Raw genomic sequence first — 19,307 nt, 5'->3', positions numbered from 1 at the left:
ATGTCGCAAACGTTGATCCTCGTCATGGCCGCGGCGGGGGCCGCGTTGGGGGCGGCGGCCCTGATCCTGGCGGTGCTGGCCCTGCGCCGGGCGGCCAAGGCCGCCGCGCCGTCGGCCGAGTCGCCCTGCGCCGCGCTGGCCGAACGCCTGGACCTGGCCGAAAGCCAAGCTTGCGCGCTGGGCGGTTGGATGGCGCAAACCGACCAACGCGTTCAAGCCCTGGAAAAAGCGAGCGGCGCGGCCGTCGAGCGCCAGAGAGGCGAAGCGTCCGCCGTGGGCGCGCCGTCGCCGGAAGGCCACGACGACGTGGTTGACGAACTGTTGAGCGCCTATAACGCGTCGTTGGAAAAACCGGGCTATCCCCAGGCCGAGGATCTGGCCGATCGATTCGCGCTGGCCGACTATCGGCTGCGCAATTATGACGCCCGTCGCGTCAACCCCGATGTCGCCCCGGAGTGGAGCCGGCCCGGCCCCGGGCAGGAGGTGCATTATTACGCCCTGCGGTGGGCCGGCGAGGAGTTTCTGGTGCCGTCGTTCGACGCCTACGCCAGCCAGTCGCTGCTGCTGGCCGACGGTGGTTGGGGCGGCGACGCATGGTTGCAGGGCATTTTCGAGCGCGCCAACGGCCCGCGGTTCCGCGTGCTGCGGGCCGCGCGCCTGCGGGGCAAGCTGGTGGTCGAACAAGGGCTGCTGGCGTTGCCCTTGGCGCAAGATCGGCCGTGAGGGCGGACAAAGGCATTTGGCGTGGAGCGATTTTTGGGTTATCGTATAAGCCTCTGCCGCAAATCGGGAGCACGCCATGCAAGCCCTCGTCGCCCAAGCCCTGGTCAGCCGGTTTCTGCCGGATATCCTGCAAAGCATCCACGACCCCATGAGCGTCATCGACCGCCGACACCGCGTGGTTTGGACCAACATCGCCGACGATTCTGACTGGGTGCGCCGAAACGGCCGGCCCGAGGGCAAGTTGTGTCACCACGCCTTCCAGGAGCGCGCCGAGCCCTGCCCGGACTGCCCCTTGCGGGTGGTTTTTGAACAGGGCCGCCGCAACGTGAGCGACAAATGGTCGATGGCCCACGGTGGCCGGCGCTGCAATGCGGTCTACGCCTATCCCATCTTCGACGAGGCCGGCCGGGTGGAGTACGTGCTCAAGATCGGTTTTGACGTGACCGATGATCGGGTCAGTCGCCGCCGCCTGGAGCGCTATGTCGAGGGCCTGGAGCGCAGCCTGCGCGGCCGCCCGGCCTTGGCCGCCCCGCCGGCCGAGGCCGAGGAGAGCGGCTTGTCGGGCCGCGAGATGGAGGTGCTGCGCCTGGTGGCCTCGGGCATGACCAACAACGAAATCGCCAGGGCCCTGTGCATCAGCCCGCACACGGTCAAGACCCACGTGGGCAACATTTTCAACAAACTCGGCGTCAACGACCGGGCCATGGCCGCCGTCACGGCCGCGCGCATGGGGCTCCACTGAAAATCACCCATTTGGGCGATGAAAAAGCCGTCCTCATCTGCTGCAATGGCCATACGCCAGAATGTGAAGACGACGATCGGCGGCGGAGGGCTGCGTGGCTGAACAATCCGCGGTATTTCAGGAAATTTACGACGACTATCTACGCCAGGTCGGCGCGCTGGATCTGCCGGCCCTGGCCGGGCGCTTGGGTGGCCGCATGGTCGGCGACGAGCTGGAACTGGCCTTTTTCGGCCAGCCCCATCGGCTAAGCGGCAAGGGCGTGCGCGACCCTGAAGGCCGGCGGCCGATCCACTCGGTCAGCGTGATCTTGTGTAAATACGCCATCATCGGCGGCGAGAGCCAGCGGGGCGAGATTCAATGGACGCCCTACAAGGGCTTTCCCGACGCCGCGCCCTTCGTGCCCGGCTTTGACGACACCGTGCACAAGATCATCGCCAACGCCTTTGCCGACGACGCGGCCGGCCTGGCCGCCGCCGCCGCGGCCTTTGGCGGCGTGGACCCGGGCCTGGGACTGGGCTACGACGTGGCGCGGCAGTTTCACGCCTTGCCCAAGATGCCCATGCTCATGCTTTTCAACGGGGCCGAGGATGGCTTTCCGGCCCATTGCAGCGTGCTTTTCGCCCAGGACGCCACCAGCTACCTGGACGTGGAGTGCATCGCCATCTGTGGCATGGTCCTGGCCGCCTGGCTGCGCGAGCAGGGCAAAAAACAAAGATAAAACCAGCGGCTGAAGCCGCCAGACTTCGCAGGGTTGGGGGCGACCTTTCGCCGCCGGTGGGCATGAAGCCCGCCGGTGGCTTCTTGTTGGCGGCGCGCGTTCAGAGCAGGGCCGCCAGGGCCGCCCGCCAACGCGCCAATTGGTCGGGCCGGGCGCGGGCGCGGCCCGAGAGCGCCGTCCAGAAGCGCGCCTGCCAGCGGTCGGCCTGTTGGCGCAGGGGCTGGCCCTCGGCCAGCGGCGGCCGGGGGCCCAGGGCCTGGGCCAGGCGTCGGGCCAGATCGGACAACCGGGCGACGGCTTCAGGCGCGGTCAGCGCGGCCGGGCCCCGCGCCTCGATCAGCCGGGCCAACAGCCAGCCGTCGGTGGGAGCGAGGGCGTCCAGCCAGGGCAGGGCGGCCAGGTCGGCCAGGGCCGCTGGCGTTAGCGCCGCCGTGGCCGTGGCCACCTCCGGGCCAAAGGCCAGCAGGCGCAGCAAGAGGTTTTGGGTCGGGCTGGAAAAGGCGAAGCTGCCCATCCCCTGGCACAAGCCGATCAGCGCGGCCGCCGTGGCCGGGGTCAGCTCGGCAAAGGCCCGGGCCTGGAGGCAGCTTTCGCGGGCGCATTTTTCCTGATAGCCCGTGGGGCCGCGCAGGTCGCGGCCGTTGTTCCGGGCCGGATGCCACAGACAGCCCACCCGCTGGCCGCCGCCATCCAGAAAACCCAAACCGTGGCACCAAAAACCCAGCATGGGCCTGGCCGGCGCGCCGGCGCGGGCCTGGGCCGTGTTTTCGACAAACAAGCGGCGCAACGAGCTTTCGTAGCGGGCGTGATCGTAGCCCGGCGGCCGGATGGGCGGGCAGCAGGCAAAGCAACCCAGGCCCAGGCCGGGGGCGCACAATGTGAGGCCGTTCTCCATGGGCCCAAGGCTAGCAGAACGGCCCTTTTCCGTCCAGCCGGCCGGGTTTGATCATTTTGTCGCCACGACACGGCCATGATGCAATCACGGCGCGGGGCATGTTATGCTGCCTGGCAAACATCCGCCGGAGGAGGCCATGGAACGCTACGAAACGCTCTTGTACGAGGTCGCCGACGATATCGGCGTGCTCACGCTCAATCGGCCCAAGGTGCTAAACGCCATCAATGACCAGATGATCGAGGAGCTGTTCGACTTTTGGTCGCGGCGGCGCTGGGAGGCCGAGCCCCGGGTGATCGTCATCACCGCCGCCGGCGAAAAAGGCTTTTGCGCCGGTCTGGACCTCAAGAGCTTTCTGCCCAAGGCCGCCGAATTCGACATGGCCCGATTTTATCGTTTCCAGGCCAAGCTGGCCCGCGTCTGGCTGGCCATGCGCCAAGCGCCCCAACCGATTGTCTGCTGTGTTTTCGGCGCGGCGGTGGGCGCGGGCTTCAGCATCGCCATGGCCAGCGACCTGCGGGTCATCGCCCCCGACGCCCGTTTCGCCGCCTCCTACATCAACGTGGGCTTTGGCGGCTCGGACATGGCCGCCAGCTATTTCTTGCCCCGGCTGATCGGGGCCGGCCGGGCCTACGAGTTTTTGCTCACCGGCGATTTTCTGGGCGCGGCCGTGGCCGAGGGTCTGGGACTGGTCAGCCGGGTGGTCGAGGCCGACCAACTGCTGCCCACGGCCATGGAGCTGGCTCGGAAAATGTGTCGTAAAAACCCCCTGGGCCTGCGCCTGACCAAGGAGGCCATCAACGTCAACCTGGACTGCGGCGGCCTGGAGCAGGCCTTGATCATGGAAGACCGCAACCAGGCCATGTGCTTTGGCACCATCCGTTACGAGGGCCAGGCCGTGGACACCCGCTAGTCGTCGGCGCAGAGGCGCGCCCGGCCGGGGTCCAGGCCCAACGCGGCCAGCCAGCGACCCACGGCGGCCAGGTACAGCTCCAGAAAGCTCGCCGTGCCGCCCAGGCCGCCGCGACCAAAATAGAAATTGATCTCCAGCAACAGCGGCTGGCCGCCCGGCGGGATCAGCACGTCCACGCCGGCCATGTCCAGGCCGGCGGCCCGTTGCAGGCGCCGGGCCAGGGCCACGCCTTGGGCCATGTCGGCCGACCGCCTGTCGCGCAGGGTCTGACCGCCCTGGCTGAGGTTGGAGCGCCATTGGCCGCTTGGCGCCACGCGCCAATAGGCCTCGTGGCGCAGGCCCAAGAGCACCACCCGCAGATCGGCCCCGCCGCCATCGATGAACCGCTGGAGCACCAGGCCACGGGGCCCGTGCAGGGAATGGGTTTGCACTTGCGGGGTCAGGGCGGACAATTCATCGGGATCGTTGACTAAAAAAACATTTTGCCCCATGCCGCCGCCAGCGCCTTTGACCACCACTGGCCGGCCCAGGGCCAACACGTCGGGCCGGCCGGCGCGCCAGGCGGCCACGGCCGCGGCCACCTCGGCAAAGGCCACGCTGGCCGGGTGGGGCAGGCCAAGGGCCGTCAGCAGGCGCAGGTTGCCCACCTTGCCGTCCAACGACAAGGCCACGCCGGCCCGGGGAAAGTGGGGTTTGCCCAGGCCGGCGACGAGTTCGTACACGTCGGGCCGAGGCGTTTGGGGCAGGATCACCGCCGCCGCGCCGGCCACGGCCAGGCGGTCGGCCCGGTCCAGCGCCCGCCGCGAGACCAACAAGATGTGCCGGTCGGCGTCGATCATCGGATGAAAGCTGACGATAGGCCCTTGCAATCGCGTTCTCCGTGGTTCAAAACAAAGCAGTTCGCGCATGGTCCAGAGAGAGCGCGCCGCACGGGGGCGTCCTGCCCCGTGCAGCATCGGCTTGGCAAAAGCGCGGTTTTGCCAAGCCTCGCAAATCGCTTGCCTAATCAGGCTCGCGATTTGGCGCGCCGTCCATGGCGCGCTTCGGCCGCCGCACGGTGAAATTCATGTTTCACAGGTTACCATCTGTTTTTTACAACATTTGTTATGATTCACCGTGCAGCAGCCTCAGAGAGTATAACCGGCGGCCACGGCCAGGCAAGGGCGAGCATTGGCAAGGGCTTGGATCAAGCAGGCATTTTCGTCGCATCGAGGAGATGACGTCGGGCCGGGCCATCCGCTGGTCTGGCCGGCGGCGGCGCTGATTTTGGGCGCGCTGGTCGCGGCGGCCTGGCAACCGGTGGCCTGGCCGTTTCTGGGCTTGACGGCGCTGGGCCTGGCCGTTGGCCTGGGGCTGCTGAGCTGGGGTCGGCCGTTGCCGGCGCTTTTGGCGGCGCTGATCGCTTTTTGCTGGGGCTGCGGCTACTTGGCCCTGCATCTGGCCGCGCCGCCGCCAGAGGGACACATCGCCGCCCTGGCCGACAACGCCCGCCACGAGCTGGTCGTCCAGGCCGAGGCCCCGGCCGAGCCCGACGCCGAGGGCCGGGGGTTCGCCATGCGCGCCCAGGCCCTGCGGCTCGACGGCCGGCCGGCCAGTGGCGGCCTGCGGCTTTCCTTCGCGCCGGGGTTGACGCCGCCGCCGGCCGGCGCGCGCTTCGTTTTCACCGGGCGCTTGCGGCCCATCGTGGCCATGGCCAACCCCGGTGGTTTCGACTACGAGGCATACGCCCGGCGCGAGGGCTTGGCCGCCTCCAGCTACGTGGGCAAGCGCGGGGCCTTGCGCCTGCTGGGCCCGGCCGATCTGGACGCGCTGGCCCTGGCCCTGGCCCGGGCGCGCCAGCATATCGCCGACATGCTGGGCGAACTGCCGCCGGGGCCGGGCCGGGCGCTTTTGCGGGCGCTGATCCTGGGCCAGCGCGGCGAGATGAGCGCCAAGCTGCGCGACGCCTTTGGCGATCTGGGCGCGGCGCATCTGCTGGCCATCAGCGGGCTGCACGTGGGCCTGGTCTGGGGTGTGTGCTTTTTGGCTCTGCGCCTGGCGCTGGCGGCCTGGCCGGCGCTGGCCCTGCGCTGGGCCACGCCCAAGCTGGCGGCGCTGCTGGCGCTTTTGCCGGCGGCGGCTTACGGCGCGCTGGCCGGCGGAGAGGCGCCCACGCTCCGCGCGCTGATCATGATCGCCTGCCTGACCGGGGCCCAGCTTTTCGACCGGCGCTACGACCCCTTGGGCGGCCTGGCCCTGGCCGCGCTGATCATCGTGGGGCTTTGGCCCGAAGCGCCGCTGGATCTGTCGTTCCAGCTATCTTTTTTGGCGGTGGGGGCAATTTTGCTGGCCGCCGCGCCGCTGGCCCGCTGGGCGCGGGCCTTGGGCCGCCGGTCCGGCCGCATGGGCTGGGCCCTGGGCGGGTTGGCCGGCTGGCTGTGCCTGAGCGCGGTGGTCGGGCTGGCGGTCATGCCGCTTGGCCTGAGGCACTTTCACGTCGCGCCGCTTTTGTACCTGCCGGCCAACGCCCTGTTGATCCCGCTGGTGGCCATGCTGGCCCTGCCGCTGGCCCTGGCCGGGGCGGGCTTGGGGCTGTTGTGGCCGGCGGCCGGGCTCTGGCTGTGGCGTTTGGCCCTGTTGCCCGCAGACTGGGCTTGCGATATCGCCCTGGCCTGGGCCGCCATGCCTTGGGCGGCCTGGTTCACGGCCGGGCCCTCGGTCGAGGTTCTGGTTTTGCTCCATGGCGCGGCGCTGGCGATGATCGCCCTGCGCGGACGCGGGCGCTTGTGGCTCGGCGGGGCGCTGAGCGTGGCCGTGCTGATCGTGGGCGCGCTCCAGGCCTGGCCGCCAGCGCCCGACGGCAAGCTGACGGTGTGGATTCTGGACGTGGGCCAGGGCTCCAGCGCCGTGATCCGCACGCCCCTGGGCCGGGTGCTGGTGGTTGACGGCGGCGGCTGGCCGGGTAGCGACTTTGACTTTGGCCGGCGGGTGATCGCGCCGTTTTTGTGGTCCCAGGGCCTGGACCGGGTGGACGTGCTGGCCTGTTCCCACGATCACCCCGACCACGTGGGCGGCCTGGCCTTCATCGCCCAACATTTTGGCCCGCGCCAGTTGTGGCATAATGGCCATATGTCCGGCCGCGGCTGGTCGGGCCGGTTGCTGGCGGCGGCCGAGGCCCAAGGCCTGGCCATCCTCACGCCGGCGACGATCCCCCGGCGAGGGCAGATCGGCGGGGCCCGGACGCGGCTGATGTGGCCGCCGGCCGGGCAACCCATGGACGGTTGGTCGGAAAACGATCGCTCGCTGTGGCTGGGCCTGGGCCTGGGGCGCTATTTTGTCTGGCTGCCCGGCGACGCCGGGCCCAAGGTCGAGGCCCTGGTGGCCCCGCGCCTGCCCACGGGCGGGCGGCACGCCCTGGTTGCGCCCCATCACGGCGGCAAGGGCTCGTGCGGCCAAGCCCTGCTGAGGGCCCTGAGGCCGGAGCTGATCGTCTTTTCCTGCGGCTGCCCCAACAACTTCGGCATGCCCAGGCCCCAGGCCCTGGACAATAGCCGGGCCGTGGGCGCGCGGCTGCTCTCTACCAAGCACCACGGCTGCATTAAAATAGTCACCGACGGCCAACGGTTGGAAGTCTCGACGTTTTTGCAACAGCCGCGCGCCTGCGGCGGCTAGATTCAACTTTGCCCGCGATAAGGAGTTCGTCATGAAAGTGATCTGCCTGCTGGCCAGCCCCCGGCCCCGCTCCAACAGCTCGGCCCTGGCCCTGGAGTTTTGCCGCGCCGCCGAGGAGCGTGGGGCCGACGTGCGAGTCTTCAAGCTCAACGAGATGGATTATCAAGGCTGTCAAGGCTGTTACGCCTGCAAGACCAAGCTGGATCACTGCGCCCTGCAGGACGATCTGACCGAGGTTTTCGACCAGCTCAGCGACGCCGACGCCCTGGTGCTGGCCACGCCGGTCTATTTCTGGGATATCTGCGGCCAGCTCAAGCTCTTTGTCGATCGCACGTTTTCGCTCTACGGGCCCAATTTCATGACCGACCCCAACGACCACCGCCTCAGCGGCCGCAAGAGCTTGCTGTTTGTGCAGAGCCAAGAAGACGTCGCCGAAAATCATGGCGATATCTTCAAGAAATACAAGGTGTTTTTCAAGATGGCCGGCTTTGGCCGCGTGGAGCTGCTGCGCCTGTGCCAGGCCGACGAACCAGGCGTGGCCGCCTCCCGCACCGCCGAGATGGCCCGCGCCCGTGAGCTGGCTGGCGAGCTGCTGGCCTGAAAAGCGCCGGCCTCAGATCAACGGCGCGCCGCCGGCCTCGAAAGCCAACAGCGCCCGCTTGATCGCCAAGCCCGAGGCAAAGCCCACCAGCCCGCCGCCCGCGCCAACCACCCGGTGGCACGGGCAAAACAGCGCCGCCGGGTTGCGGTGCAGGGACTGGCCCACGGCCCGGGCGGCCTTGGGGCTGCCCAGCTCGGCGGCCACCTGGCCGTAGGTCTTGGTCTGGCCCGGCGGGATGTGGCGGATGGCCTCCAGCACGCGCCGGCTGAACGGCCCGACGCCCCGCAGATCGGCGGGCATGGTCAGGGCGTCACGCTGGCCGGCCAGATAGGCCAGAAGCTGTTGGCCGGCCGGGCTCTGTTCGGGCGCGACGACGACTGGCGCTTGGGCCTCCGGCCGCTGGGCCAGCCAGGCCAGCATGGCGTCGACGTCGGCGTTGGGCGGCAGATCCACGGCGATGACGCCATCCGGTCCCGAGGCGCAGCACAACGGGCCCAGCTTGCTTTCGATAACGCAGACTAAGGTCGTTTCGGGCATAGATCCCCCTGATGAAGGTCCAGGCGCTCCAACTCGTCGGCCAGGGCGGCCAGGACGTGATTTTTGTCGCGGGCCCAATCCGGGGCCAGGAGGCGCTCGCCCCTGGGGTCGGCGGCCAGGCGGTGGATGAGCGTGGCCGCAGGCAGACGGGCCACGAACTGGGCCAGGGCCTGGGCGTTTTGCGCCAAAGTCCAGCACTGGTGGCGGCCGTCGCGCCAGAGCCGGGCCAGACGCGCGCCTTCCAACACCATCAGGTTGTGAATCTTGACGCCCCAGAGGCCCAGCCCGGCCAGATGTTCGGCCGTGGCGTTGGTGTGCGTCAAATCCTCGCCGGGCAGGCCCAGCACCACGTGGGCCACCACGTCCAAGCCCCGTTGCCTGGCCTGGGCCACGGCGGCGTCAAAGCAGGCCACGTCGTGGCCCCGGCCCATGGCCGCCAGGCTGGGCGCGTGGGCGCTTTGCAGGCCCAGCTCCAGCCACAAGGGCGCGCGGGCGGCCGCTTGCTCCAGCACGTCCCAACGTGGGCCATCCAGGCAATCGGGCCGGGTGGAGACGATCAGCCCGCCCACGCCGGGCGCCTGCAAGGCCGGGGCCAGGGCCTGAGCCAGGCGCGGGGCCGAGGCGTTGGTCGAGCTGTAGGCCTGGTAATAGGCCAGGGCCAGCGGCGCTGGCCGGCCGAAATAACGGGCGCGGGCGCGCAAACGCTCTAGGCCCCTGGCCAGTTGTTCGGCCACCGGTTCATCGGGCCGGGCGTGATGGCCATACGCCGTGGGCGGGCAGAAAATGCAGCCGCCGGCCCCGGTTCGCGGGTCGCGGTTGGGACAGCCAAAGCCGGGGTCCAGGCCGATCTTGACCACCACGCCGCCGAACACGCGCCGCAGCCACGGGCCCAGCAGGTTCAGACGCCTGGCCAAACGCCTGGCGTCCACGGATTATTGGCCCGGTGGCGGGGGCGGGGGCGGGAGAATACGCGCGTCTTCGGAGATGACCCAGATGCGGTTGCGTCGGCCGGGGATGGGTTGGCCGTCGGCAAAGTCGCGGCGATATTCCGGCTCGGCGCAAAGGCCTTCATAACGCGCCGTGGCCGCGGGGCCGCAATACTCCAGGCACGCATAGAACCCACCGGCCTGGTTGGGGCCGACTTCATAGTCGATGAGCCACTCGGGCTTCCAGCGGATATAGCGGGTGTTGAGGCCGATTGGCCGGCCGAAATTGGCCGCGTCGGGCGGGTAGCCGCCGTGCTCGGCCGCGAACCTGTCCAGGGCCAGTTGAATATCCTGGGCCGTGGAGACGAAATCGACCACGGCGTTTTTGTCGTGACGGCCACGGCCCAACAAGGCCAGCAGCAGCAGCAAGGCGACCACGGCCCCCACGGCCCAAAACTCCCAGCGCTTCATGGCCACTGGCGAATATGTCGCTTCGAGATTCATTGCGGCACTATAGCACAGCCCGGTCCGCTTGTCCCACCTTGGGGCGGCGTGCTATAGATGAAAAAACAACTCGGGAGGCCAAGGCCAATGGCAGAGGAAACTTCAACGACAGTCAGCTATTACACCGTGGCTCAGGTGGCGGCCATGACCGGCGTCGCCGCCAGCGCCATCCGCTACTACGACCAACAGTTCGAGGATTACCTGGCCCTGACCAGAGGACCGGGGCGCAGACGGCTCTTCGACGACGCCGCCGTGGCCAGGCTCCGCGAACTGCGCTCCCTGCTCACCGAACAGGGACTCAGCGTGCGCCAAGCGCGTCAACGCCTGGCCAACGCGGAACACGCAAACCCTCCGGCCGATCGCTTGGCCGCCATGGAAGATAAAATAACCTCGCTCGAAGAACAAGTGCGCGAATTGAGAACCATCCAGGCCCGCACCCTGGCCCTGGTCGACCGCCTGGCCAAAGGACGGCCCTGAAAACTAGCAGGCGTCCTCCTCCAAACGAGTCAAATGCTCCCTCCACAGGCGGTCTTCGCGGCGCTCGCGGGCCAGCTCGATCAAAACGCTGCTGACCAAACCGGCCAGCGACAACAAAACGATGATGGTCTGCACGTCGGACATTTGACGCTCCTCGCCCCAGAACTAGACAACCACGCAGCGCACTTCAATCCCCGCCAACAAACCGCGGATGAACAACGGGCACCTGGGGCCGTCGAAGTTCTCGCAACGCCGAGCCTCCTCGTCCCACTCCATCTGGTCACACCTCAAGCAAAACAACTCCGGCTCGAAATTGACCGCTTCCACCGATGCCTGCTTCTTCATGCGCCGCTCCGCGTTTTCGTTTCATCCTCCACTCTCAGCAAAAAACGCGCCAACAAAACCACAATAGTCAACCACCAGCACTCAAAGCAAAAATCCACACCAGCCCCAACACCTGGGCAATAACTGCCGCCCGCAAACGGGCAGTTTTTGACGGTAACGCAAGGCCGGGCCAGTGCCTGGCCTCCCAAAGCGGGGCCGGCGCCCGGCCAGGCAGAGCGGGGCCGGCGCCCGGCCAGGCAAGGCGGGTCGAGTAGGCCAGGCTAACACCTACCGTCCATGGCTCCCGGTGATAGGCCGCTAAATCCAGACCAACGCGATTCCGCGATTCTTTGTAGCGCCGCTGTCAAAGCAGCCGCGCCCAACTTCTAAGAACCCATGCACCAGCGCCGCGAACGGGCGGCATGGCCAGCGGGGCCGGCGCCCGGCCAGGCAAGGCGGGGCCGGTGCCCGGCCTCCCAAAGCGGGTCGACAGCGTTGGATTAACACCTACCGTCCGTAGCTCCCGGTGTGAGGCTGACAAAAGCCATCTACTCGGGGCCGCTATCAAAGCAGCCGCGCCCGACTTCTAAGAGCCATGCACCAGCGCCGCGAACGGGCGGCGTGGCCAGCGGGGCCGGCGCCCGGCCAGGCAGAGCGGGTCGAGTAGGCCAGACTGACACCTACCCTCCATGGCTCCCGGTGATAGGCCGCTAAATCCAGACCAACGCGATTCCGCGATTCTTTGTAGCGCCGCTGTCAAAGCAGCCGCGCCCGACTCCTAAGAGCCCATGCACCAGCGCCGCGAACGGGCGGCATGGCCAGCGGGGCCGGCGCCCGGCCAGGCAAGGCGGGGCCGGTGCCCGGCCTCCCAAAGCGGGTCGACAGCGTTGGATTAACACCTACCCTCCGTAGCTCCCGGTGGGCCGGTGCCCGGCCAGGCAGAGCGGGTCGACCAGGCCAGACTAACACCTACCGTCCGTAGCTCCCGGTGTGAGGCTGACAAAAGCCATCTACTCGGGGCCGCTATCAAAGCAGCCGCGCCCGACTTCTAAGAGCCCATGCACCAGCGCCGCGAACGGGCGGCGTGGCCACGGACACCTCGGAGCCACAAACGCGCTCCAGCGGTCGGAAGGCTATTTTGCGGGGGAGGGGTGGGGCGCGGGGCGGGCGAGGGGGCGGTTTTGTCGCCGCAAAAGAGCCCCCTCCCCGCCCCGCAATGGCTTTTTCTTTTTCTTATTCTTATTCTTATTCTTGATTCTTAGTTCTTGATCTTGATCTTGATCTTGATCTTGATCTCGATCTTGATCTTGATCTCGATGGCTTCCCACCCCCACCCCTCAACGCCTCGACCTAACCACGACAACACCCACCATCCATGGCGGCCGCGCCAAACAAAAGGCGTCGAAGCAAGCCCGCTTCGACGCCTTTGTCGTCATTGCTTCGGCGCGATATGCGCCGAATTGCTAGTTAGAACAACCAGTTAAATCCAAGGGCCAGTTCCTGTGCACTTTGGTCTTGGCCGAAGCCGAGGCCATATTGCAAAAAGACGTTGGCCTGGCCGCCGATGGCCGCGTTCAGCCCAACTTGCAGTTCCAGGGAGTCTTGCGCCTGTTCCAGGCCGTGGACGGTGAAGGAGTTGCCGCCGTAGCCGGGGAAGGAGGCGCTGACTTCGCGGCGGTCGTCTTTGAACAGGTGTCGCCAGGCCAGTTCGGCGCGGGGCAGCAGGGCCCAGCCGTCCAGGTTGTAGCGGCTGGCGGCCCGCAGGCCCAGGGCCGACGACCAATAGTCGACGTTGCGGTCGCCCACGTTCAGGCTCATGAGGCCCGCGTTTCGTTCGCTGAAGCTTTCCTCGGACAGGCTCAGGTAGTCCAGCCTGGCCATGGGGCCGAGCAGCCAGGCGGCCAGTTTTTGATCCCAGCCGCCGCCCAGGCTGGCCAGCCAGGCCTGGCCGTCGTAGGAGGACTGGGCGGTGGCGCCTTGGCCGGCAAAGATGACCGAGCGGTTGGCGTCGTTATCGAAGGTGGCGTAGGAAACCGCGCCGTTCAGGTAGAACTCACCCAGGTCGGCGGCGGCGTAGAGACCGCCGCGCATGCTTTTTTGGTCGCCGTTATCGCCTTGCTGGCTGAAGTTCACCTTGGTTTCGTCGCCGCCAAAGGCCAGTCCCAGGCGCAGCCAGGGCAACAGCTGGCCATCGGCCCCCAGCACCACGCCGCCGGAATCGGCCTGATAGCCAAGGTAGCCGTTTTCGGCGCTGCGGCGGTCCCAGCCGCCCACGGCCCTGGTCCACAGCGACCATTGGCCGCCGGCGTGTTGTTGGGTGGTCGCCTCCAGGGGCGCGCCCAGGCGTTGGGCCACCCGGCCCCAGTCGGCGCGGTTTTGCATGGCCGCGTCGAAGCGCCGGGCCCCGGCCAGGGCCGCCCAGCTCAGGCCGTCGTACATCTCGGGGTTGGCGGCGGCCAGCAGGCCGCTTATCTGCTGTTGGTCGTAATCAAAGTCCACGCTGGTCAGCAGCGCGGCCATGGCGTCGCCGCGCGAGGCGGCGTGGGGCACGATGGAGTCCAGGGCCGCGCCCACCGCCCGCTGGTTGGCCGTGACGCCAAAGGAGGCGTATGGCGTGCGGTTGACGGTGGCCAGCAGGCCGTCGCTGGTGGTTTGGGCCGTCAGGCCGATGACGTTGGAGGGCGTCAGCAAGTTGAGCCCGGCCATCTGGCCACTGACGGAGCCGGCGTTGATCAGCGTCCACTCAGAGCCATCGACGTAGAGGCCGCGCTCCAGATAGGCCGCCACCTGCCCGCCCTGCATGGTCAGCGCGCCGCTGACGTTGATGACGTCGCCGCTGCCGTCGGCGGCCAGTTCGGCCAGCAGGACGCTGTCGGCGGTCATGGTCAGGTCGCCGTCGATGTAGAGCGCGCCGATGCTGTTGCCCGGCGAAATGTAGCCGCCGTTGACGACGTTGCCGTTGATCCGGCCCGAGCCCATCAGATAGCCGTTGCCGCCGATGTGCAACAGGCCCGTCGACAACGTGCCGGCCACGTCGAGCACGCCGCCGTTGACGGTGGCCAGCGAGGCGAAAACGTTGTCGCTGATGGTGGTGCGGCCGCCGTTGATGGACATGCCCATGTTGAAGGACCAGTTGCCAGCCAGGGTGAGGTCGCGCGAGGTGCTCATGCCGAAGTTTTCGAAATTGATGTATTTGCTGGAGCTGACGACGCCGGCGATGTTGAGCAGGATCAGCGAGTCGTCGCCGTCCTGGCCGTCGACCACGCCGCCCACCGAGCCGCCGTCGATGTAGACCGTGTCGTCGCCGTTGCCGGCGTAAATGCCGCCGCCGACCGAGCCATAGTTGTAGATAAAGTTGCCGGTGCTGCTGGAGCCCGCGCCGTAGTCGCGGCTGCCGTAGATGTCGCCAGTCACCGAGCCGTAGTTGTAGAGGATGTTTCCGCCGCCGCTGGAGCCCGCGCCACGGTTGTAGCTGCCGATGAGGTTGCCGCCGACCGAGCCGTAGTTGTAGAGGATGTTGCCGCCGCCGCTGGAGCCCGCGCCGCGATTCCAGCAGCCGTATAAATTGCTGGTGATCGTGCCGTAGTTGTAGACGAGGTTTTCGCCGCCGCTGGAGTTGTCCCAGTAGTTTTGGCTGGCGTGGAGGTATTGGCCGATCGTGCCGTAGTTGTAGATGTAGTTTCCGCCGCCTGAGGCGTTGTCCCCGGTGTTGCGGGAGCCGAAGACCTCGTAGCTCACCGAGCCATGGTTGTAGATGATGTTGGAGCCGCCGCTGGCGCCGATGCCGGAGCTGTAGCTGCCGCTGATGGAGCCCGTGGAACCGTAGTTGTAGATGGTGTTTTCGCCGCCTTGGCTGTTTTCGCCGGCGTTGCTGGAGCCGTGCAGGGACATCGCGGAGCCGTAATTGTAAATGGTGTTGTCGCCGCCGCTGGAGCCCGCGCCCGTGTTGTTGCTGCCGCGGATGTATTGGCTGACCGTGCCGGAGTTGACGATGGTGTTGTCGCCGCCGCTGGCGTTCCCGCCCGTGTTTTCGCTGCCGATGATGTCGCCGCTGACCGAGGCGGCGTCGGCGTTGAAAATGACGTTGTCGCCGCCGCTTGTGTTCGCCCCGGTGTTGCTGCTGCCAAAAACGTTAGCCGCCGAGCCGTAGTTGAAGATGATGTTTTGGCCGCCGCTGGTGTTCTCGCCAAAGTTGTCGCTGCCGATGATGTCGCTATGCACCGTGCCATAATTGTAGATGGTGTTTTCGCCGCCGCTGGAGCCCGCGCCCGTGTTCAAGCTGCCCAAGAGAGAGTCGGCCGTGCCGGAGTTGGTGATGGTGATGGTGTTGTGGCCGCTGCTGGCGCCCGCGTCGGTGTTGGCGTTGCCGTAGATGGCGGCGTTCACCGTGCCGGAGTTGGTGACGGTGTTGTGGCCGTCGGAACTCATGAAGATCGAGCCATTGATGGAGCCGGCGTTGGTGAATTCGTCCGAGCCGCCCTGGGCCATGTTGGCGTCGCCGCTGATGGAGCCGGTGCTTTCGTTGGTGTAATCGTCGTCATCGGCGGTGCCCAGCCAGTCGCCCACGATCGCGCCGGCGTTGCTGGCGGTGGCGGCCCAGGCCGGCGCGGCGCAGGCCAGGCCCAACGCCGCCAGCAGGCAAACGGCGGCCAGGGTCGGGGCAGACCAGGCGCGGGTTCGCGCGGGAAACAATGACGCACTGACACGACAAAGCATGGAGCCCCCCTATGGCGCAAGCGGCGTGAAAAATTGATCCATCCGTGGCGTGGAAGTTGCCAATGGCTGGAACGGTTTGGACAGCTTAATTGGCCACATTAGATAACGATAGCCAACTATACAAGAACTTTGTTTGGCGGCGGGCGCATCGGCCGCCGCCTGGGCGCGTTCAGCGCTCGCGCCGCGATCATTGACTCCCCTTACACCGGGAGCCACGGACGGTAGGTGTTAAACTTGCCTACTCGACGCGCTTTGCCTGGCCGGGCACCGGCTCGCGCCGCGATCATTGACTCCCCTTACACCGGGAGCCACGGACGGTAGGTGTTGAGCTGGCCTGGTCGACCCGCCGTGGGAGGCCGGGCACCGGCTCGCGCCGCGATCATTGACTCCCCTTACACCGGGAGCCACGGACGGTAGGTGTTAAACTTGCCTACTCGACCCGCTTTGCCTGGCCGGGCACCGGCTCGCGCCGCATGGCCCAGCCCAGGCGGACGAAATAAAACGGGGCCACGGCCGTGGCCCAGGCCCCGCTGGCCATCGACAGCAGGGCCATGCCGGCCAGGCCGACGGCGCTTTCCGGGGCCAGGCCATAGCAGGTCTCGGCGGCCGCGCCCAGGAGCATCACGCCGGCCAGGCCCAGAGCCAGGCACTTGAGCCTGGCTGGCCAGCTCGTCGCCGGCCGGAACGAGCCCTTGCCCCAGATCCAGGCCCCGCCGCCGACCACCCCGGCCAGCGCGCCGCCGTGGGCAAAGAGATATTTCAGGCGCAGCGGGTCGATGACGCCGCCCTTTGGCGCGGCGGCCAGGGCGTTTTGCGTCCAGAGCGCCGGCGGCGTCCAGCCGGCCAGGCGGCCGTGCAGCCACAGGCCCAGGAGCATCAGCGCCGCCGTCAGGCCCAGGCCCAGCCAGATGCGCCAGGCCGGCCAGCGGCGCAGGAACGCGGCCAGGGGTTCCTCCAGCCGCCAGGCCGCCACGGCCAGCGCGCCGCCCAGGGCCCAGCCGGCCAGCACCTGGTCGGGGAAATGGGCCGCCAACACCAGCCGCGAAAGGCCGATCAGCGCCAGCAAGCCCAGGCACAACGCCCAAAACCAGGGCCGGCCAACCCAAAGCGCCAGATAGCCCCACATCGCCGCCGTGCCCATGGCGTGGCCCGAAGGCATGCCCAGGTCTTTTTCGGGGCTGAGGGCCAAGAGCGTGGGATCGAGCCAATAGGGCCGCGGCTCGATCATGAACAGCTTCAGGCCAAAATTGCACAGCGACGCCAGTGGGGCGATCACCGCCAGGCGCAGGCCCAGGCGCGGGTCGATCAGCCAATAGACCACGCCGATGAACAGGATGTAGAAGCCGCTGTAGCCCAGGGCTGAAAAGAACTTCATCGGCGTGACCAGCCAAGGGCCAAACCCCTGGAGCCAATGGATGAGCTGCAAATCCCACATGGCGCGCGCCCTCCGCTGGCGCTTGTGTTGGCGTTTGGCCCAGGGTAGCCAAAGCGCGGGGCGTTGGCCAGAAAAAACCCCGGCCCGCCAGATGGTGGGCCGGGGTCGCCGAAGGGATGAGGGGCCAGCGGCCGGCAGGGGTGGCTCCCGGCCGCCGGCTTGGAGCAAGCGTCGGCTAGAAGCACTCCTCGGGGATGGTGATGGCGGTGTCATCCTCGATGGTCAGGGCGCTGTAGCGGCCGAAGACGCTGGGCAGAATGTTGCGGCAGAAGTATTTGGCCGAGGCCACTTTGCCGGTGTAGAAAATGCCGTCGGCGCTCTTGGGATCGACGGTCTTGAGCTTTTCGCGGGCGACCATGCCCTGCTCGAGCATCAACTGGGCCAGGATGCACTCGGCCAGGCTGTCCTGGAAGCGGGTGGCGGCCAGGGGGATCAACTGGGCGCGGCCGTCGCCGAAGTAGCCCATGAAGCGCATGGCCACGTCGCCCACGCTCTGGGTGGCCTTGAAGAGGGTCTTCAGGTCCACGGCGAAGTCGGCGTCGTCCTTGTGGGCGGCGGTGAAGTCGAAGATCGACTGCAGGCAACCCTGGAAGACCTTGCCGCCCTCGAGCTGCATCTTGCGGCCGATCAGGTCCAGGGCCTGGATGTAGTTGGTGCCTTCCCAGATGCTGATGATCTTCATGTCGCGGGCGTATTGCTCGACCGGGAACTCGGAGCAGTAGCCCACGCCGCCCATGGCCTGGATGCTGTCGCGGATGACCTCGAAGCCCTTGTCGGAGGCGTAGCTCTTGGCGATGGGCAGCAGCAGGTCGGCCAGGTGCTCGGCGTGACGGGCCTTCTCCTCGTCGGGGTCGTTTTCGGCGATGTCGGTGAGGTAGCCGATCTTGAACAGCAGGGCGCGCACGGCCTCGGTGACGGACTTGCCGTTCATGAGCATGCGGCGCACGTCCTCGTGCTGGATGATCGGCACGGCCTTGCCGCGGCGGTCGATGAACGGCGCGCTCTGGACGCGCTCCTTGGCGTAGATGCGGGCGCTGTCGTAGGCGCTGGCGGCCAGGCCCAGGGCCTGCATGCCGCAACCCAGGCGGGCTTCGTTCATCATCTGGAACATCTTGGGCATGCCGGTGCGGGGCTCACCCAGGATGATGCCGCGGCACTTGCCGTTTTCGCCGAAGTTGAGCGTGCAGGTCGACGAGCCGTGCACGCCCATCTTGTGCTCGATGCCGGCGGTGAAGACGTCGTTGGGCTCGCCCAGCGAGCCGTCGGGGTTGACCCAGATCTTGGGCACGATGAACAGGCTCAGGCCCTTGGTGCCCTCGGGATCGCCCTCGATGCGGGCCAAGACCAGATGGATGACGTTTTCGGTCATGTCATGGTCGCCGCAGGAGATGAAGCGCTTGACGCCCTCGATGAAGTAGATGCGCGGGTCGTCGCTGGAGGTGTCCTTGACGGCCTTGGTGCGGGCGGCGCCCACGTCGCTGCCGGCGTCGGGCTCGGTCAGGCACATGGTGCCGGTGGCCTCGCCGGAATAAAGCTGGGTGCAGAAGAGTTCCTTGTCCTCGTCGGTGCCGTAGTTTTCGATGACGCGGCCGGCCGCCGAGCAGAAGCCGGTGTACATCGAAAAGGCCATGTTGGCGCCGAAGAAGATCTCGGTGACCAGCGCGGCCACGCCCTGGGGCAGGCCCTGGCCGCCGAAGTCGGGCTTGTTGGCGTAGGAGACCCAGCCGTTTTCGCGCATGACCGCGAAGGCGTCGTGGAAGCTCTTGGGCAGGGTGACCGAGCCGTCCTGGTGATAGACCGCGCCCTCGCGGTCGCCGTCCTGGTTGGCCGGCCCCAGCACCTCGCGGCCCACCTTGAGGGCTTCGTCGATGATCATGCCCAGGTCGTCGATGGCGAAATCGGCGAAGGCGTCGTATTTGAGCACGTCTTCCATCTTGAAGTGCTCATTGAGCAAAAACTGGTAGTCCCTGGCTTCGCGCTTGAAGTAATTGATGCCCATATTGATTCTCCATGGCCCATGCGGTGGTCATAAACGACGGCGTCCGGCGGCCCTAGGCGAGCGGTCGGCGCTGTATGAATTCTGAATCATCATTCATTAGCTTGTTACTATAACTTGTTCCCGCCGCCGTGTCACGCCAATTCGCGTTT

The 19,307-nt window shown here is 67.3% G+C and carries 17 protein-coding genes; 7 read left to right on the top strand and 10 right to left on the bottom strand.

Annotation, left to right across the window (positions count from 1 at the left end):
• The 3 genes from DEBA_RS15135 to DEBA_RS15125 all read left to right on the top strand — a co-directional run bounded on the left by DEBA_RS15135 (position 1) and on the right by DEBA_RS15125 (position 2,183).
• Entirely contained in the window at positions 1 to 723 is a 723-nt protein-coding gene (locus tag DEBA_RS15135; protein ID WP_013259820.1) for a hypothetical protein, read from the top strand.
• 76 nt (positions 724 to 799) lie between these two features.
• Complete coding sequence (locus DEBA_RS18615; protein WP_013259819.1) at positions 800 to 1,465, top strand: response regulator transcription factor; 666 nt, start codon at positions 800 to 802, stop codon at positions 1,463 to 1,465.
• 94 nt (positions 1,466 to 1,559) lie between these two features.
• Entirely contained in the window at positions 1,560 to 2,183 is a 624-nt protein-coding gene (locus DEBA_RS15125) for a DUF3786 domain-containing protein (RefSeq protein WP_013259818.1), read from the top strand.
• A gap of 100 nt (positions 2,184 to 2,283) precedes the next feature.
• On the opposite strand, the gene DEBA_RS15120 is transcribed toward DEBA_RS15125, so the two are convergent.
• Positions 2,284 to 3,060 (bottom strand): hypothetical protein, encoded by a 777-nt coding sequence (locus tag DEBA_RS15120; protein WP_148227889.1) that lies wholly within the window; start codon positions 3,058 to 3,060, stop codon positions 2,284 to 2,286.
• Between the two features lie 154 nt (positions 3,061 to 3,214).
• Here DEBA_RS15120 and DEBA_RS15115 point away from each other — a divergent pair, with 154 nt between their 5' ends.
• Positions 3,215 to 3,988, top strand: coding sequence for an enoyl-CoA hydratase/isomerase family protein (locus DEBA_RS15115; RefSeq protein WP_013259816.1), 774 nt, complete (start codon positions 3,215 to 3,217; stop codon positions 3,986 to 3,988).
• On the opposite strand, the gene DEBA_RS17425 is transcribed toward DEBA_RS15115, so the two are convergent.
• Positions 3,985 to 4,857: an ATP-grasp domain-containing protein gene (locus DEBA_RS17425; protein WP_013259815.1), complete on the bottom strand. Its 873-nt coding sequence runs from the start codon at positions 4,855 to 4,857 to the stop codon at positions 3,985 to 3,987. The genes DEBA_RS15115 and DEBA_RS17425 overlap by 4 nt on opposite strands.
• Positions 4,858 to 5,254: 397 nt before the next feature.
• Here DEBA_RS17425 and DEBA_RS15105 point away from each other — a divergent pair, with 397 nt between their 5' ends.
• Positions 5,255 to 7,639 carry a DNA internalization-related competence protein ComEC/Rec2 gene (locus DEBA_RS15105; protein ID WP_013259814.1) on the top strand — a complete coding sequence of 795 codons (2,385 nt, stop codon included), beginning with the start codon at positions 5,255 to 5,257 and terminating at the stop codon, positions 7,637 to 7,639.
• Between the two features lie 31 nt (positions 7,640 to 7,670).
• A complete protein-coding gene (locus DEBA_RS15100) occupies positions 7,671 to 8,240 on the top strand; it encodes a flavodoxin family protein (protein ID WP_013259813.1) in 570 nt (189 codons plus the stop codon).
• A 12-nt stretch (positions 8,241 to 8,252) separates the two neighbouring features.
• On the opposite strand, the gene DEBA_RS15095 is transcribed toward DEBA_RS15100, so the two are convergent.
• Genes DEBA_RS15095 through DEBA_RS15085 form a run of 3 tightly spaced genes read right to left on the bottom strand, consistent with a single transcriptional unit; the run spans position 8,253 to position 10,207 of the window.
• Positions 8,253 to 8,777, bottom strand: a complete 525-nt coding sequence (locus DEBA_RS15095) for a methylated-DNA--[protein]-cysteine S-methyltransferase (protein ID WP_013259812.1) — start codon at positions 8,775 to 8,777, stop codon at positions 8,253 to 8,255.
• Positions 8,759 to 9,691, bottom strand: a complete 933-nt coding sequence (locus tag DEBA_RS15090; protein ID WP_013259811.1) for a TIGR01212 family radical SAM protein — start codon at positions 9,689 to 9,691, stop codon at positions 8,759 to 8,761. The genes DEBA_RS15095 and DEBA_RS15090 overlap by 19 nt, the downstream gene beginning before the upstream one ends.
• An 18-nt stretch (positions 9,692 to 9,709) precedes the next feature.
• Positions 9,710 to 10,207, bottom strand: a complete 498-nt coding sequence (locus DEBA_RS15085; RefSeq protein ID WP_148227888.1) for a hypothetical protein — start codon at positions 10,205 to 10,207, stop codon at positions 9,710 to 9,712.
• Between the two features lie 87 nt (positions 10,208 to 10,294).
• Between DEBA_RS15085 and DEBA_RS15080 the strand changes: the two genes are divergently transcribed.
• Positions 10,295 to 10,684: a MerR family transcriptional regulator gene (locus DEBA_RS15080; RefSeq protein WP_187288569.1), complete on the top strand. Its 390-nt coding sequence runs from the start codon at positions 10,295 to 10,297 to the stop codon at positions 10,682 to 10,684.
• Positions 10,685 to 10,687: 3 nt separating this feature from the next.
• Here the strand turns inward: DEBA_RS15080 and DEBA_RS18480 are convergent, their stop codons facing one another.
• The 5 genes from DEBA_RS18480 to DEBA_RS15060 all read right to left on the bottom strand — a co-directional run bounded on the left by DEBA_RS18480 (position 10,688) and on the right by DEBA_RS15060 (position 19,158).
• The gene (locus tag DEBA_RS18480; RefSeq protein ID WP_013259808.1) at positions 10,688 to 10,828 is read right to left on the bottom strand and encodes a hypothetical protein; all 141 of its coding nucleotides are present in this window, start codon (positions 10,826 to 10,828) and stop codon (positions 10,688 to 10,690) included.
• A gap of 21 nt (positions 10,829 to 10,849) precedes the next feature.
• Complete coding sequence (locus DEBA_RS15075) at positions 10,850 to 11,029, bottom strand: hypothetical protein (RefSeq protein WP_013259807.1); 180 nt, start codon at positions 11,027 to 11,029, stop codon at positions 10,850 to 10,852.
• Positions 11,030 to 12,475: 1,446 nt separating this feature from the next.
• Entirely contained in the window at positions 12,476 to 15,724 is a 3,249-nt protein-coding gene (locus DEBA_RS17420; protein WP_013259806.1) for an autotransporter outer membrane beta-barrel domain-containing protein, read from the bottom strand.
• A gap of 430 nt (positions 15,725 to 16,154) precedes the next feature.
• The gene (locus DEBA_RS15065; RefSeq protein WP_013259805.1) at positions 16,155 to 17,159 is read right to left on the bottom strand and encodes a phosphatase PAP2 family protein; all 1,005 of its coding nucleotides are present in this window, start codon (positions 17,157 to 17,159) and stop codon (positions 16,155 to 16,157) included.
• 175 nt (positions 17,160 to 17,334) lie between these two features.
• On the bottom strand, positions 17,335 to 19,158 hold the full coding sequence (locus tag DEBA_RS15060; RefSeq protein ID WP_013259804.1) for an acyl-CoA dehydrogenase: 1,824 nt from the start codon (positions 19,156 to 19,158) through the stop codon (positions 17,335 to 17,337).
• Positions 19,159 to 19,307 lie beyond the last annotated feature (149 nt).

Source organism: Desulfarculus baarsii DSM 2075 (assembly GCF_000143965.1).
Taxonomy (GTDB): domain Bacteria; phylum Desulfobacterota; class Desulfarculia; order Desulfarculales; family Desulfarculaceae; genus Desulfarculus; species Desulfarculus baarsii.
This window is presented reverse-complemented; position numbering and strand designations above follow the sequence as displayed.